This window comes from Aeromonas sp. QDB62 (assembly GCF_027705695.1).
Taxonomy (GTDB): Bacteria; Pseudomonadota; Gammaproteobacteria; order Enterobacterales; family Aeromonadaceae; genus Aeromonas; species Aeromonas allosaccharophila.
Genome location: NZ_JAPDCD010000065.1, coordinates 1 through 15,346, shown reverse-complemented (window position 1 = coordinate 15,346; position 15,346 = coordinate 1). Strand labels below are relative to the sequence as shown.

The 15,346-nt window shown below is 57.4% G+C and carries 10 protein-coding genes; 7 read left to right on the top strand and 3 right to left on the bottom strand.

Annotated features, from left to right (window positions below; translation table 11 throughout):
- Window positions 1–86: 86 nt before the first annotated feature.
- Window positions 87–1,328 (top strand): dicarboxylate/amino acid:cation symporter, encoded by a 1,242-nt coding sequence (locus OKC27_RS21215; RefSeq protein ID WP_082628306.1) that lies wholly within the window; start codon window positions 87–89, stop codon window positions 1,326–1,328.
- 1,636 nt (window positions 1,329–2,964) lie between these two features.
- Here the strand turns inward: OKC27_RS21215 and pfkA are convergent.
- The 3 genes from pfkA to elyC form a co-directional block, all read right to left on the bottom strand.
- Window positions 2,965–3,936 carry a 6-phosphofructokinase gene (gene pfkA, locus OKC27_RS21210; protein ID WP_042657428.1) on the bottom strand — a complete coding sequence of 324 codons (972 nt, stop codon included), beginning with the start codon at window positions 3,934–3,936 and terminating at the stop codon, window positions 2,965–2,967.
- Window positions 3,937–4,088: 152 nt separating this feature from the next.
- Window positions 4,089–4,844 (bottom strand): triose-phosphate isomerase, encoded by a 756-nt coding sequence (gene tpiA / locus OKC27_RS21205; protein ID WP_042062658.1) that lies wholly within the window; start codon window positions 4,842–4,844, stop codon window positions 4,089–4,091.
- A 135-nt stretch (window positions 4,845–4,979) separates the two neighbouring features.
- Window positions 4,980–5,750 (bottom strand): envelope biogenesis factor ElyC, encoded by a 771-nt coding sequence (gene elyC, locus OKC27_RS21200; protein WP_058051526.1) that lies wholly within the window; start codon window positions 5,748–5,750, stop codon window positions 4,980–4,982.
- Window positions 5,751–5,834: 84 nt separating this feature from the next.
- Between elyC and cmoM the strand changes: the two genes are divergently transcribed.
- The 6 genes from cmoM (at window position 5,835) to OKC27_RS21170 (ending at window position 15,295) form a co-directional block, all read left to right on the top strand.
- Entirely contained in the window at window positions 5,835–6,611 is a 777-nt protein-coding gene (gene cmoM / locus OKC27_RS21195; protein WP_042657464.1) for a tRNA uridine 5-oxyacetic acid(34) methyltransferase CmoM, read from the top strand.
- Between the two features lie 81 nt (window positions 6,612–6,692).
- Window positions 6,693–8,027 carry a chromosome partition protein MukF gene (gene mukF, locus OKC27_RS21190; protein ID WP_042062655.1) on the top strand — a complete coding sequence of 445 codons (1,335 nt, stop codon included), beginning with the start codon at window positions 6,693–6,695 and terminating at the stop codon, window positions 8,025–8,027.
- Complete coding sequence (gene mukE, locus OKC27_RS21185; RefSeq protein ID WP_033135263.1) at window positions 8,008–8,727, top strand: chromosome partition protein MukE; 720 nt, start codon at window positions 8,008–8,010, stop codon at window positions 8,725–8,727. The genes mukF and mukE overlap by 20 nt, the downstream gene beginning before the upstream one ends.
- Window positions 8,728–8,730: 3 nt before the next feature.
- Window positions 8,731–13,158 (top strand): chromosome partition protein MukB, encoded by a 4,428-nt coding sequence (gene mukB, locus OKC27_RS21180; protein ID WP_182939620.1) that lies wholly within the window; start codon window positions 8,731–8,733, stop codon window positions 13,156–13,158.
- A gap of 249 nt (window positions 13,159–13,407) precedes the next feature.
- Complete coding sequence (locus tag OKC27_RS21175; protein ID WP_182939621.1) at window positions 13,408–13,794, top strand: septal ring lytic transglycosylase RlpA family protein; 387 nt, start codon at window positions 13,408–13,410, stop codon at window positions 13,792–13,794.
- A gap of 490 nt (window positions 13,795–14,284) precedes the next feature.
- Complete coding sequence (locus OKC27_RS21170; protein ID WP_270806667.1) at window positions 14,285–15,295, top strand: hypothetical protein; 1,011 nt, start codon at window positions 14,285–14,287, stop codon at window positions 15,293–15,295.
- The last annotated feature ends 51 nt before the right edge of the window (window positions 15,296–15,346 follow it).

Here is a 15,346-nt window from a genome sequence, read left to right as displayed (position 1 = left end):
CTCGCACCTCGATAACTGTACGTAAGATCAGTATAGTTCGTGGTAACTGACTGCTAATCATGGGTAATCAGGTAAAGGAACATATTGTGTTAACTAAAGGACTCATTAAAAACATCGGCTTCCAGGTTGTGGTGGCCATGGTACTGGGCGCAGTGGTCGGCGCGTTCATGGGTGAACAAGCCACCGTATTTGCACCGCTTGGTACCCTGTTTATCCAGTTGATCAAGATGCTGGTGATCCCGCTGGTGGCGGTTGCCATCCTCTCCGGCGCCGCCAATCTGGGCGCCAGCCCGGCGGCGGGCAAGATCGGCGCAGCGACGCTGGCCTTCTTCCTGATTACCTCTGCGTTGGCCGTGCTGCTGGCGCTGGTGATGGGGCAAATCTTCAAACCGGGTGTCGGGGTCGATTTCGCTTCCGTCGCCTCCATGTTTGGCGGTGACTACGCCGATAAAGGGGCGCTGCCGGATGCAGTTGCCACCCTGCTTGGCATGATCCCCACCAACGTGTTCCAGTCGCTCAACGAGGCAAACATCCTGCAGATCCTGGTGTTCTGCATGTTCCTCGGCATTGCGCTGGCCAAACAGCCGCGCGAGCGGGCCAAGCCGCTGGTCGATGGGCTCAATACCCTGGTGGATGCCTTCGTCTGGATGATCAACAAGGTGATGATCATTGCGCCGCTCGGGGTGTTCGGTCTGATGGCTGAAGCCATCGGTACTTATGGCTTCGACGTGCTGACCCTGGTGCTCAAGCTGTTCGTGGTTTATGTGGCCGCCATCCTGATCTTCGGCTTTGTGGTCTATCCGCTGCTGGTCGTGATGTTCTCCAACACGCCGGTACGCAAGTACTTCTCGGCCATGAAGAAGCCGCAGATCGTGGCCTTCTCCACCGCCTCTTCCATGGCGACCCTGCCGGTCAATATGGAGACCTGCGAGCATGATCTGAAAGTGACCAACGCGACTGCTTCCTTCGTGCTGCCGCTGGGGGCCACCATCAACATGAGCGGCAACGCCATCTATTACGGTCTGGTCGCCATCTTCTTCGCTCAGGTTTACAACATCGATCTGAGTGTCGGTGCCTGGGCGGCCATCATCGTGACCTCCACCCTGGGGGCGATCGGTCAGGCCGGTGTGCCGGGCCCAAGCTTCCTGGTGGTTGCCGTGCTGCTGGCAGCCGGGATCCCCATCGAAGGGTTGCCGCTGCTGTTTGCGCTGGATCGTCTGTTCGACATGATCCGCACCTCCCTCAATATTACCGGTGATGCGGCCTGTGCTGTCATTGTTGACCGCTTCAGCCCGGAATATGACCCAGAGCGTTGGAACAAGGCATAACAGCTTTGAGTTGAACAAAAACAGCGCTGAGCTAACACAGCCTTGAGCTGAAACTGCGTAACGCGAGCCCCTGCCATGATGGCGGGGGCTTTTTTATATCTGGCGGACAGATATCAGAGAAAGGAGTGCACAAGAGGTTGCTGACGGATTTTGCTGTGTTGAATGGAGAGCACAGGAGGGGAAAACAACTGCCGTGGGCATGGGCCTTGTGACGGATGGCAGCCTGTTGTGGCTGCCGGGGCAGGGGGTTGTCAAATGGCGGGTAACAAAAAGGGGAGCCTGGCTCCCCCCGGATATGATCTGCTGCTGGTTCTACTCCATCAGGCCAAACAGAGTGTGGTTAAACCATCCTGGTTACACCCTTGTGGCGAAAGAAACAGCGTCAACGTGATGAAATCATATCTATGTTGACCATCTCGGCGTTGTCACTGAAAAGCGCCAGTTGGTGGCGATTAAACAGACATGCCAGATAAGGCCAGTCCGGATTGATGCCTCTCTATCCGGCTCAGAACTGTGACAGTGAGGGCAGAGAGACAGCAACCAGGGTGAAAAACACCGTGAAAACGGCAGTAACGACAAACTCTTTCATTTTTCTCTCCCCAGGTTGTTGGTTGATGTTGTCAAGATACCATAACAGGGGGTTAAAACAAGGGTAAAGTTGATAAAATGGCGACTTTGCGCGTCAGCGATGTCGAGGTGGTCATTTTTGACATGTTGCGCTGATTTTATCGCCCGTTGCGACGTTTGACCCATCGAAGATCCAGTCGTTTCAATTATTTTGTTTAAATTCAATGTCTTATTGTTTTGCTAATTTATTTTTAGGTGGGTTTTATATGGGGCTTAAATAGGGTTTTAGAAGTTATCTCCCTCGTAACTGTGTCATGAAGGCCATCAAAAGTGCATCTGGTTATGATTTGACGATGTCTGACGCAGATAGCTCATCCAAAAAAAGTTGGTGGAGGCAATCTGGTTGCCAACCCTTGTCGCCCCATGACTTTATCAGGCCGATGTCTCCGTATTTTTACAGCAACACTCCGTTTTACAGGGGGGCGAGCCATGGATTGGGGGGATACGGATTGGCAGTTGGCTGTTTTATCAGCGCCAATTGCACCGGCCGGTGGACGAATAGACAAGGTGGCAGCAAGGCTTAGGTGTGCATTAAGCCAGAGGCTTACTCTGTGGCTGGTCTGGCTGGTCTCGAACAGCGATCTGTGTGGCCGATGCATTTGGCATAAGTCATGTGATTGCAACGCAAGAGCTGGGCCGGATCATGGTTGGGGAACTGGGGGCGATTCAGATATCTGAATATCGTCTACAAGATTGAGATACACACAGCGGTGTATGACGAGGAGGCTGAACAAGCTCGTTTCAGGGTCAGCACAGAAGCAGGCCACCACAAGCCGGTTCAACAGTGATAAAACATCCACGGCAATATCGGAACTGTCTCTTTGGCTGAAACCGGTTGGAGCGAGGAGGGGAAGGCTAACGATCAGTCAGACGGCGCAAGAGCTGGGATTCAAGGCAACCTGCAGGGTGAGGGCGGTACACTGTGCCGATGCATCAGCTTGCGTGAGATATAAAAAAACCCTCCGATGGAGGGTTTCTATCATCAACAACCGGTAAAAAGCCGCGTGGCTTAGAACAGGGTGGTGGAGAGATTGTAGAGCTCCTGATCGAACGGGCGCTTCATGTTCTCGATGCAGTCGATGATGTCGTGGTGTACCAGCTCGTTGCGCTGGATACCGACGCAGCGACCACCGTGGCCAGCCAGCAGCTGCTCAACGGCGTAAGCACCCATACGGCTGGACATGATGCGGTCACGAGCAGTCGGGGCACCGCCACGCTGGATGTGGCCCAGGATGGTGGCGCGGGTTTCACGGCCGGTCAGGGCTTCGATGTCTTTGGCCAGGGCGTTCACATCGGTGACGTGCTCGCAGATGGTGATGATGGCGTGCTTCTTGCCTTTTACTTCACCTTCTTTGATCTGTTGCAGCAGCTTGTCCTTGTCAAAAGCCACTTCCGGCACGATCACGTACTCGGCACCACCGGCAACGGCGGCAGACATGGCCAGATCGCCACAGTGGCGACCCATGATCTCGACCACGGAGATACGGTGGTGGGAGCTGCAGGTGTCGCGCAGACGGTCGATGGCGTCAACGACCACGTTCAGGGCGGTATCAAAACCGATGGTGAAGTCGGTACCGGCGATGTCGTTGTCGATGGTGCCCGGCAGGCCGATGCAGGGGAAACCCTCTTCGGTCAGCTTCTTGGCACCCATGTAGGAGCCGTCACCACCGATCACCACCAAGGCGTCGATGCTGTGCTTTTTCAGGTTTTCGATCGCTTCGGCGCGCACTGCGGGGTCTTTGAAGGCAGGGAAACGGGCAGAACCCAGGAAAGTACCACCACGGTTCACCACGTCGGAGACGCTGTGACGCTCCAGCTTGACGATGCGATCCTGATGCAGGCCGAGGTAGCCATCATAAATACCGTAAACTTCCAGGCCATGATGCAAACCGGCGCGAACCACGGCGCGAATGGCTGCGTTCATACCGGGTGCGTCGCCACCACTGGTCAAAACACCAATACGTTTGATTTGTTTGGTCATGAGTGCCTCTGGATCTGAGTTGTCAAATACGAATGTTTGGAAATAGACAAGCCACTTTTACTATATCGGCTTTCGTATGGGATGCGGGGGCCGCCATAGGAAAAGCGATACAAGAGAGGGGACGTGCCCCTCTCTTTGCCAGTAATGTGAAATTACTTGGCAGCGCCAGCGATGATCTGGGAGAAGTCGTCCACTTTCAGGGACGCACCACCGACCAGGCCACCGTCGATGTCCGGCTGACCGAACAGATCGGCTGCAGTGGCGCCAGTGACGGAACCGCCGTACAGGATCTGTACTTTGGCAGCAACGGCGCCATCAAAACCGGCCAGGTACTGACGGATGTGAGCGTGAACGGATTGAGCGATCTCCGGAGTGGCAGTCTTGCCAGTACCGATGGCCCATACCGGCTCGTAAGCAACAACGGCGTTGTTGAAGGAGGCGATGCCGCAACGGTCGATAACGGCTTTCAGCTGGGTCTCAACCACGTTCTTGGTCACGCCAGCTTCGAACTGCTCCAGGGTCTCACCGATGCACAGAACCGGGATCAGGCCGCCTTTCTGGATCGCTTCGTACTTGGCCGCAACCACGTCGTCAGTCTCTGCGTGCAGGGTACGGCGCTCGCTGTGACCGACCAGGGAGTAGGTGCAACCGAAGGCTTTCAGCATGGAGGGGGCATTTTCGCCGGTGAAGGCACCAGACTCGTGAACGTCAGCGTTCTGGGCACCGTAGGCAATCTTGCTGCCAGCGGTCAGTTGCTCAACCAGACCCAAAAAGATAACCGGCGGGCAGACGGCGACTTGTACAGAAGGATGAGCGGCAGCAGCCGGGGTCAGTCCTTTGATCAGAGCTTCAACAGAAGCTTTGGTGCCGTTCAGTTTCCAGTTACCCATTACCAGGTGCTGTCTCATCTTGTATATCTCCTAGGCATTTGATTGCGCGACATTATATGAATTGAACCGAGCCCAAGATAGCTGACCCGGCGGCAAATGACGTAATTTTTTTTCGCTTTCCTGATCCAAATCAGGAATGAATCGCTTGATTGCTCATTCGTTAACCTGCCCTCGCAAGCGAGCCCACCATACCCCAATCCATTCGTGGATGGCAGCTTCGGAATACATCAAATAACGCCCTTTGGGTAAATAACTGTAGAGCGGCTGAGGCACCTGGCTCTGCTTGGCGGTGTAGTCGGTGGGGGCCGGCACGGCATTGAGTCCCTGACCCTGATAGAGCGCCATGGCCCGGGGCAAATGGGTGGCAGAACTGACCAATGCCACCTCTTTTCCTTTCAGGTGGCGACTGATACTGACCGCTTCGTCATGAGTGTCTTTGTTGTTTTCAAACAACGTCATCCGCGCGCGGGGAATGCCGAGGCTCATCGCCATCCGGGCGTTGACCTCGGCATTCGACAGGGGATCCCCCGATACATAACCCGAAAAGATCAGCTCGGCGTCGGGATAGGCCTGGGCGAGACGCACCCCTTCGAGGGTGCGAGCCAAGGCGATATTGTTCTGCCAGGAACGCTCGGGCACCGCCGGATCGCTGACATGGCCGTTGCCGAGCACCACGATCGCCTCGATCTTGGGATGCTGGCTCACCTCGAACGGCGGATAGGTCTGCTCCAGCCCGCGGGCCAGTTCATAGCTCACCGGCCGCATCCCCATCAGCGCCACAATGAGCAGCGAGAGGGTGGCCAGCAGTTTGCCGGTTTTCTGAAAACGGGTGAACCAGAGCAGCAGCAGGGCGACAAGCAGCAGGGAGAGGGAGAAGGGGAGCGGCATCAGCAGCTGACCCAGCCACTTTTTAATCACAAACACGGCAGACACTTCCTTGAGTTTTCAGCAAATTCGGGATGTGACAGAATACCCCTCTTTTTTTGGATGGCCAAAGTTGAGTTTCTCTTGAAGCAAGATCAGAGTTTTGACGGTCGCGCCGACAAGTTCGCCCGCAATATTTACGACTCCACCAAGGGGCGCATTCGCACCACCATCGTCTGGAGCGACATCGAAGCCTGCCTGGCGCGCCTTGGCAACCGGCCGTTGCGCATCCTCGATGCGGGGGGCGGTTTTGGCTACTTTGCCCAGAAGCTGGCGGCCATGGGTCATCAGGTCGAGTTGTGTGATCTCTCCGCCGAGATGCTGGATCTGGCCCGCAGCCAGATCGCCGAGAAGGGGCTGGAAGACAACATTCGTCTTATCCATTGCCCCATTCAGGATCTGAAACAACACGTGACCGGCACCTTTGATCTGGTGCTCTGCCACGCGGTGCTGGAGTGGCTTGCCGAGCCGCGCCAGACCTTGCTGGGTCTGTTCCCTTTCGTCAATGCCGGGGGCATACTGTCGCTGCTTTTCTATAACCGTCATGGTCTTCTGTTCCAGAGTCTGGTGGTGGGCAATTTTGACTATGTGCGACTTGGTCTGCGCAAGAAGCGCCAGACTGCGCTCACGCCCACCAATCCGCAGTTGCCGGAGCAGGTCTATGACTGGATTGGCCGAGGCGGGCTCAAGATCATCGGCAAGACCGGGGTGCGGGTGATCCACGACTATATGCGTCACAAGCAGGATCAGGTCGAGAAGTTCGACGATCTGCTTGCTATGGAGCAGCAATATTGCCGTCAGGAGCCTTTTGTCGCCCTGGGTCGCTATATCCATGTGATGGCGCAGAAACCCGCCAGTTGATGGGGCCTGATTTTTCGATGCTACCGGATGTAGCCGCGCGCGAGTTTGTGCGCTCAATTACAACAACGAGATGACAACGTCATGATGAGTACATCCCGTACCCTGCCCGAGCGTTCTTTGCCGGAGATAGTAGGGTGGGTCAGGCAGGAGGGGTTGGCGCTGAGCCTGCCTACCGACCGGCTGGCCTTTCTGATTGCAATCAAGACACTGTCCGAAGATGAGTCGGACTTGTCGGAAGCGGCGCTGCACGATGCCTTTGGCTATGTCAGCAACGCTTTTGGCCAGATGGACGAGACCCTCACCGGTCGCGCCAACAACGCCATCAACGACCTTATTCGCCAGCAGTTGCTGTCGCGCTTCAACACCGACATGGTGGCGGGGGAGAGCCTCTATCGCCTGTCGCGTCTTGGGATCGGCATCGTCGACTTCTTTCTCGATCAGCGTCAGGTCGATTCCATCAAGCTCTCCATCTTGCTCGAGCATTTGGCGGCCGAGCTCGACACCGCCCGCAAGGCGGCGCTCGAGACCAACACCCGCGAGCAGTGGGACGCCGAGGTGCTGCCACGGCTCACCTTCTCGCTGGAGGAGACGCTGGGGCGCATCGATCTCACCCAGCGCGCCATGGATGAGCAGCAGAATCAGGTCAAAAGCGAGATCGCGGCCCTGCTGACCCAGAACTGGGTCGATGCCATCCACAGCTGCGAAAAACTGCTGCACGAGACCGGCCAGACCCTGCGCGAACTGCAGGATACCCTGGATGCCGCCGGTCACCGCCTGCAGGCGGGGCTGCTCAACATTCAGGAAGCGGCGCAGGGGCGCGACGATCTGTTCCACGTCGAGGAGCTGACTCACGCCTTGCAAGGGCGCCTTGACGTCATCACCAGCTGGGGCCAGCAGTGCATCGAGCTCTGGTCCCGCTACGACAGACATGTCCACAAGTTCATTCGCAACGCCATCGACATGGACAAGAACCGCGCCTTCAGTCAGCGGCTGCGCGACTCCATCCGCAATTTCGAACAGCACAACTGGCTGCTGCGCATTGCCGAGGAGCCCCGTTTGCTGGAGCTGCGCGATGAAACCATCGCCATCCACGACGAGGAGGTGACCGGCGAGGTGCCCCTCGAGATGGAGTACATGGAGATGGTGGACATCAACCAGGAGCTGGCGGAGCGCATCGAGCGCTATCTGGCCCGCTATCCCGAGCAGGGCCAGCAGCTGGATTTGGCCGATGTATTGCGCGAATACCTGCTGGATTACCCGGCTCACGCCCATTTCGATGTGGCGCGTCTTCTGATCGACCAGGCCGTGCGCCTGGGCCATGCCAGCGGTGAGCGCGAGCTGCACCGCCAACCCGCATGGAAACCCATTAACCAAGCTGGATCCAAGGTTCAGGCCTATGTCATTGATCAATACTGAGTTTCCCTTGCCGCTGCGGCTCGCAGAGGCGATTGCCAACCCCTTGTTTCCGCGCATCGACACCGCCTTGCGCTCCGGCCGTCACATCAGTGCCGACGATTTCGAACAGCACTCGGCGCTGGTGGAGTACCACAACGAGCTGGAGATCTTCTATGGCCGTTATCAGGTGGAGCTGATCAAGGCGCCGGAAGGCTTCTTCTACCTGCGTCCGCGCCCCAGTGCCGACATCGGTACCACTGTGCTCTCCGAGCTCGATATGCTGGTGGGCAAGGTGCTTTGCTACCTCTACCTGAGCCCGGATCGCCTTGCTTCGGAAGGGGTGTTCGCCATGGGCGAGCTGCAAGAAGAGGTGCTGAGTCTGGCCGACGAGAAGCAGTTGCTGCGGATGGTCAACAGCCGCTCCGGCGGTACCGATCTCGACAAGAAGAAGCTCTTGGAGAAGATCCGCACCTCCATGCGTCGCCTGCGCCGCCTTGGCATGATCACCGCCCTTGGCAACAGCGACAAATTCCGGGTCAACGAATCGGTGTTCCGCTTTGCCGCCGACGTGCGCTCCGATGAAGATCCGCGCGCCGTGCAACTGCGGATGATCCAGGAAGGGGAAGCCATCTTCCACGACGACGAGATGCCGAGCAGCGATTCGCTATTTGACGATATCGAGGCGGACCTCGATGAAGAACAACTGGATCTGGAGGTATAAACAGTGCGAGGCAAGTTCAAATCCCTGACCATGGTCAACTGGAACGGCTTCTTCGCCCGAACCTTCGATCTTGACCAGCTGGTCACCACCCTCTCTGGCGGCAACGGTGCGGGCAAATCCACCACCATGGCGGCCTTTATCGCGGCGCTCATTCCCGACCAGTCGCTACTGCATTTTCGTAACACCACGGAAGCGGGCTCCAGTAGCGCCTCCCGTGACAAGGGGCTCTACGGCAAGCTGCAGCGCGGACACTGCTATTCGCTGCTGGAAGTGATGAACAGCCGCGAACAGCGGATCTGGGTCGGCGTACACCTCGAACAGGTGGCCAACCGCGACAACAAGGTCAACATCACCCCGTTCGCGCTGGTGGATGTGCCAGAGCAGCTGCAACCCACCGATCTGCTGCTGGAAAAACTGGATGACGGCAAGGGGCGGGTGCGCGCCTTTACCGATCTGAAAGGGGCCGCCGCCGAGCTGGGGGCCATCAAGGTCGCCAAGTTCAATACGGTGACCGACTATCACAACTTCATGTTCGAGTTCGGCATCACCCCGAAGAAGTTGCGCGATCAGAAGGATCGCGGCAAGTTCTATCGCCTGATCGAAGCCTCCCTCTACGGCGGCATCTCCTCGTCCATCAGCCGCTCTTTGCGTGAATACCTGCTGCCGGAGAACTCAGGGGTGCGCAAGGCGTTTGCGGATATGGAGGCGGCCATCTATGAAAACCGCCGTACCCTGGAAGCGATTAAAGAGACTCAGGGGCAGCGGGATCTGTTCAAGAACCTGATCACCGAGACCACTCACTATGTGGCAGCGGACTATGTACGCAACGCCGCCGAGAAGAGCCGTCTCTCCGAGCTGGCCCTCAAGGCGCGCCAGGAGCTGTCCGACAAGCGCCGCTTTTTGGCCGAAGAGAAGCAGCGCGCCATCTATCTGGCTGATGAGGTGGAGCAGCTTACCAACCGTGAAAAATTGCTGACCGACGAGCTGGAATCTGCCGCCGAGCATCTGGCCAAGGTAATGGCAGCTGTTGCACTGCAGAAGAAGATCGAGATGTATCGCGCCGATCTGGCGGAGCTGGTCGACAAGCTGGAGCAACAGCAGGCGATCGTGGAGGAGATCCACGGCCAACTGCTGGAGGTGGAAGAGCGCAAGGAGCTGGCCCAGGCCGAGGTAGACAGCCTCAAGACCCAGTTGGCCGACTACCAGCAGGCGCTCGATATTCAGCAGACCCGCGCCATCCAGTATCGTCAGGCGGTGCAGGCGCTGGAAAATGCCCGCGAGCAGTGCGAGCTGCCGGGGCTGACCGCCGAACAGGCGAGCGACACTTTGCATCAGTTCCGCAGTGCCGAGCAGAGCCTCACCAGCCGGGTGCTGGGGGCCGAACAGCAGCTGGCGCTAGCCAAGGCGGCGGTGGCCGAGCATGAAGCGGCGTTGGCGCTGCTGCTCAGTATCGCCCCGGAGACAGTGCGCGAGGCAGCCTGGCCCACCGCGCAGGCGCTGCTCAAGCGTCATATCGAAGACAAGGCTCGCATCGCGCAGGGGCAGGGGCTGCGCACCGCGCTGGCTCGCCTCGAGAAAGAGAGCGAAAGCCAGAAGAATCTCTTCAAGCTGCGCGACGAGCTGCAGCAGGCTTCTGGCCAGCAGATCGCCAGCCAAGATGAGCTGGAGATCTTCCTCGAAGCCCAGCGCACCCGTCAGGAGGAGCTGGCCGAGCAGCAGGCGGAGGTGAACCAGCGCCGCGCCAGCCTCGAGCATCAGGGCGTCCAGCTCGGCCGTGATATTGCGGAGCTCACCAAGCTGGCTCCCCGCTGGCTCAAATCCTTTGAAAAGCTCGAGCAGCTGCGCGAGCAGAGCGGTCTGCCGCTGGCCACTGCCGAAGAGCTTTCTTCCGGCATGCAGAGCGTGCTCGACAAGGAGCGCGAGTTCGAGCAGGAGAGCAACCGCATCGCGGCGCAGAAACAGGCACTGGAGCTGCAAATTCGCAACCTGCAACTGGGCGCTGGCGAGGCCGATCCGCGCCTTGCCCGCATCGCCGAGCAGGTGGGGGGCGTGCTGCTCTCCGATGTCTATGACGACATCTCCATCGACGATGCCCCTTACTACTCCGCGCTCTACGGTCCGGCTCGCAGCGCCTTGGTGGTGCTCGACCTTGAAGGCGCCATCGAGCGGCTGAAAAAGCTGGACGATTGCCCGGAGGATATCTACCTCATTCAGGGCAACCCCGACTCCTTTGACGAGGATCTGGTGGAAGCGGACGAGCTGGGAGACGCCGTGCTGGTGCGCACCAGCAAGCGTCAGGTGCGCTTCTCCCGCTACCCCGAGTTGCCGCTGTTTGGCCGCGCTGCGCGGGAAAAGCGGATCGAGCAGCTCGACCTTGAGCGCGAAGGGCTCATCGAGGGTTACGCCAAGGCCGCCTTCGAGCAGCAGAAGTTCCACCGTCTTTACGGTCACTTCCGCGACTTTATCGGCCTGCATCTGGATATCGCCTTCCGCCCCGACCCCGAGGCCGAAGTGCAGGCCAAACAAGCCGAACTTCGCGCGCTGCAAGGGGCCATCGGTGAGTGCGACAAGCTGCTGAGTGATGCCAAAGCGGCCGCCGCCCAGTTGACCCGCCATATCCAGCTGGTGCAGGGGATGCTGCCCTTTGCCCACCTGTTTGCCGAGACAGAGCTGGCGGCCCGCCTCGAGGCGGCTCACGCCGATGTGGAAGCGCTAAAACAGGCCGAAGCCTTTATCGCCAAACACGGCAAGTCGCTGGAAAAACTGGAAACCATGGTGCAGGTACTGCGTCAGGATCCACAGGATCTTGCTGCGCTGCAGGCCGCTTATGACGAGGTGAGCGATCTGCTGGCCGAGCAGAAGCGCCGTTGCTACGCCCTCGATCAGCTGGTGGCCCGTCTGCCGCACTTTGCCTATCAGGATGCACAAGACCTGCTGGGCAAGGCCTCCGAGATGAGCGAGCGACTCAAAGAGAAGCTGAAAGCGGCCGAGCTTGCCGCCCGCACCGCTGGCGAGCAGCACAAGCAGATTGCCCAGCGCCACACAGAGGCGTTGCAGCTGCGTACCGCCCTCAACTCCAGCGTCGAGGCCAAGCGCCAGACCCTGACCGAGTTCGAGCAGGAGCTGGCGGCCATGGGGCTGACCCTCTCTGACGACATGGAAGAGAAGTCCCGCGCCCACAAGAAAGAGATTGAAGAGCTGCTGATCCGCACCCGTTCCCGTCGCACCAGCGCCGAGGCCCAATTGCAGGTCACCAAGCGCGAGATCGAATCCCTTGGTGGTCGTCTCAAGCTGGAAGGCAAGGATTACTACGGCGCCCGTAAATCCCTGGTGGGCCACAAGGCGAGCTGGTCGCGGGTGGTGCGACTGGCACGGGAGACCGACGTCGAGAAGCGCCTCAACAAGCGCGAGCTGGCGTACCTCGACAGCGACGAGCTGCGCTCCATGTCGGACAAGGCGCTCGGCGCCCTGCGGGTGGCGGTGGCTCACGACGAGGCCCTGCGCGATGCGCTGCGTCTCTCCGAGGGCAACCGCAGCACCGAGCAGAAGGTCGCCTTCTACGTGCAGGTCTACCGTTACCTGAAAGATCGCATCCGCAACGACATCATCCGCTCGGATGATCCGGTGGAGGCGATCGAGGAGATGGAGATCGAGCTGGCGCGGCTCGCCGACGAGCTCAAGCAGCGGGAAACCCATCTGTCGCTCTCCTCCCACGAGGTGGCGGCCAAGATCACCAACATCATCCGTCGCGAGCAGAACCGCATCCGGGTGCTCAACCAGGGCTTGCAGAACATCGCCTTCGGTCTGGTGCGCGGGGTGCGCCTCAACGTCAACATCCGCGAGGCTCATACCCGTCTGCTGACGGCGCTGGCCGATCAAACCGCCATGCACAACGATCTGTTCGCCGACAAGGAGCTCAGCTTCTCCGAGGCGATGGCCAAGCTGTTCCAGCGCCTGAACCCGCAAGTAGAGCAGGGGGATCGCAGCTATCAGGTGATGGGCGACGTGCTGCTCGACTATCGCAACTATCTGGAGCTGGAGATCGAGGTGCAGCGCGGGGCCGATGGCTGGCTGCGTGCCGAGAGCGGCGCGCTCTCTACCGGCGAAGCGATCGGTACCGGTCAGGCCATCCTCTTGATGGTGCTGATCAGCTGGGAGGAGGAGTCCCGCCGTCTGCGCGGCAAGGATATCGCTCCCTGCCGTCTGTTGTTCCTCGACGAAGCGGCCCGTCTGGATGGCAAATCCATCGCCACCCTGTTCGAGCTGTGCGAGCGGCAGGATATGCAGCTGCTTATCGCCGCGCCCGAGAACATCAGCCCGGAGAAGGGCACCACCTACAAGCTCATCCGTAAAGTGCAGGGCAAGCACGAACACGTGCATGTGGTGGGCCTGCGTGGCTTCGGTTTTAGCGATGACAAGCTGATTGCCTGATCAGTTTCTGGCCCATTCCGACACGGGATGACGGGTAAATAGTTGAAAGGGAGGCATTTGCCTCCCTTTTTGCATGAGAGATATGGCAAAGTAGCCGCACCGTCGCTGCTGCCTGACAACAAGGCGAGTAACATGGCGAGTGCCTTGGACCTATGACAAGGTGAGATCCCGCCTGCAAACGTGCAGCCAGCGTCACCGGTCGCATCGAAGAGTAAAAATAGCGCAGAGCGAAAAGAGGAGAGGGGAAAGGTGCAACATATCCAGAAAGGGCTGCTGTTATCTCTTTGTCTGCTGCTGGCGGCCTGTAGCAGCCGTTATGACGAGAGTCACGGCGGCAGCTGGCGCGGCTATAGCGAGACCGGTTATGCCAGCTATTATGCCGACCGCTATCACGGTAAAAAGACTGCCAGCGGCGAGCCCTATCGCAACAACCTCAATAGCGCTGCCCATATGGAATTGCCCTTTGGCGCCATGGTGCGGGTCACCAACCTCGCCAACGGCAAGAGCGTAGTGGTCAAGGTCAATGACCGCGGCGCCTTCAAAAACGGACGTATTATCGATCTCTCCAAATCGGCTTTTAGCTCCATCGGCAATATTCGTGACGGGATTATCAAGGTAAAGGTTGAGGTGCTGTAAATGGATGCATCAGAGGTATTCACTATTATTACCCTCAATGTATTTATGTCTGCGAATAAATGTTAATTATAACCAGCGACTGATTAAATTAAAAATAACCATGTATAAAAATACTTGTCAGTTAATGAGGTTTATATTTGGATGCTGATTAAATGATAGCAACACTTACTAAGTATTATTAGGTTTGAGGGGCATGGCATTTATTTTTCTTAAATTAATTAAGTAAGTATAAATCATAAAATGCCTACTTTTTTTCAGTAGCACTCACCAGTACATTAGAGTCGGAAGCTGCCTCTAATAAATGTGTCAAAAATAGTGTCCAGAATAAAAGCTGGAAAAGATAGTTATCTGTTGCCAAGTGCCTTGGCGGCGAGCTATATCTAGAGGTGCCAGGGGGCTGACTGTCCCTGAGAGGATATCTCTGCATTGTCAGAGGGTTACGCAGAGAAGCGTCTGGTCTCGTCAACCACAGCCAATAAGGTAAGCCATCATGTCTTCGCATCAACCTGCTGAAGATCTTGCTTCCTCCCGACCCGAGCTGGAGACCTTCTCTCTGGTGCTGGGCGGCCCGCTGTATCAGTTGTTAAATCGCGCCCATCTTGGCGATGTTACTTCCCATCTTCAATTACGCATTTTGGTGCTAAGCGGCATCTGCTGGTTACCTCTATTCGTGCTGAGTGCCTGGGAAGGTACCTTGTTTGGTAGCGGCGTTGCGGTTCCTTTTCTGCTGGATATTGAATCTCAAAGCCGATTTCTTGTCTGTGTCCCGCTGTTGATCTTTGCTGAGCTGATTGTACATCAGCGGATCCGCGGTATTCTGGCGCAGTTTTTAGAGCGGAGACTGATCCCCGATCATGCGTTGGCAAGCTTTCATCGCGCAATAAGCAATGCCATGGTTTGGCGCAACTCTGTGATCGCCGAATTACTCCTGCTGGTGCTTGTATTCTCCAGTGGCTATTTCGTTCGTACCCACACCTTCGTGCTGGATGCGTCGGCTTGGTATAGCTCACTGCGTAATGGCCAGGAAAGTTTCTCCTTTGCCGGTATCTGGTTTTTCTGGATCAGTATTCCCATTACCCAGTTCCTGATACTGCGCTGGTTTTATCGCATCTTTATCTGGAGTCGCTTGTTATGGCAGTTGTCACGCCTTCCTCTTGCTCTCATCCCAACTCATCCTGATCGCAACGCGGGGCTCGGTTTTCTGGGGGCGTCAGCCTATGCCTATTCCCCTTTGCTTACCGTATTTGGCGTCCAGTTTGCAGGTTATATATCCAATCGAATTTTGCATGATGGCGCGGTACTTACTGATTACAAGCCGGAAATCGCCTTGCTGGTTGCGGTCGGACTCGTCCTGGTTTTGGCACCATTAACTGTTTTTGCAGTCAAAATCATGCGAGCCAAACGTACAGGATTACGTGAATATGGTGCTCTTGCTGCCGAATATACGAGCGGTTTTGAGCGTCGCTGGTTGCATACCCAGGGCGGGAGCACACTTTGTTGATATTTTAACCAAAGAATAACTGAGCCCGATAGTCGTCATTCCAGCCGGCTC

Bases quoted from the DNA above. Each gene is read 5' to 3' on its own strand.
- OKC27_RS21170 (WP_270806667.1), top strand. From the start codon at position 14,285: ATGTCTTCGCATCAACCTGCTGAAGATCTTGCTTCCTCCCGACCCGAG.
- pfkA (WP_042657428.1), bottom strand. From the start codon at position 3,936: ATGACCAAACAAATCAAACGTATTGGTGTTTTGACCAGTGGTGGCGAC.
- tpiA (WP_042062658.1), bottom strand. From the start codon at position 4,844: ATGAGACAGCACCTGGTAATGGGTAACTGGAAACTGAACGGCACCAAA.
- mukE (WP_033135263.1), top strand. From the start codon at position 8,008: ATGTCATTGATCAATACTGAGTTTCCCTTGCCGCTGCGGCTCGCAGAG.
- mukF (WP_042062655.1), top strand. From the start codon at position 6,693: ATGATGAGTACATCCCGTACCCTGCCCGAGCGTTCTTTGCCGGAGATA.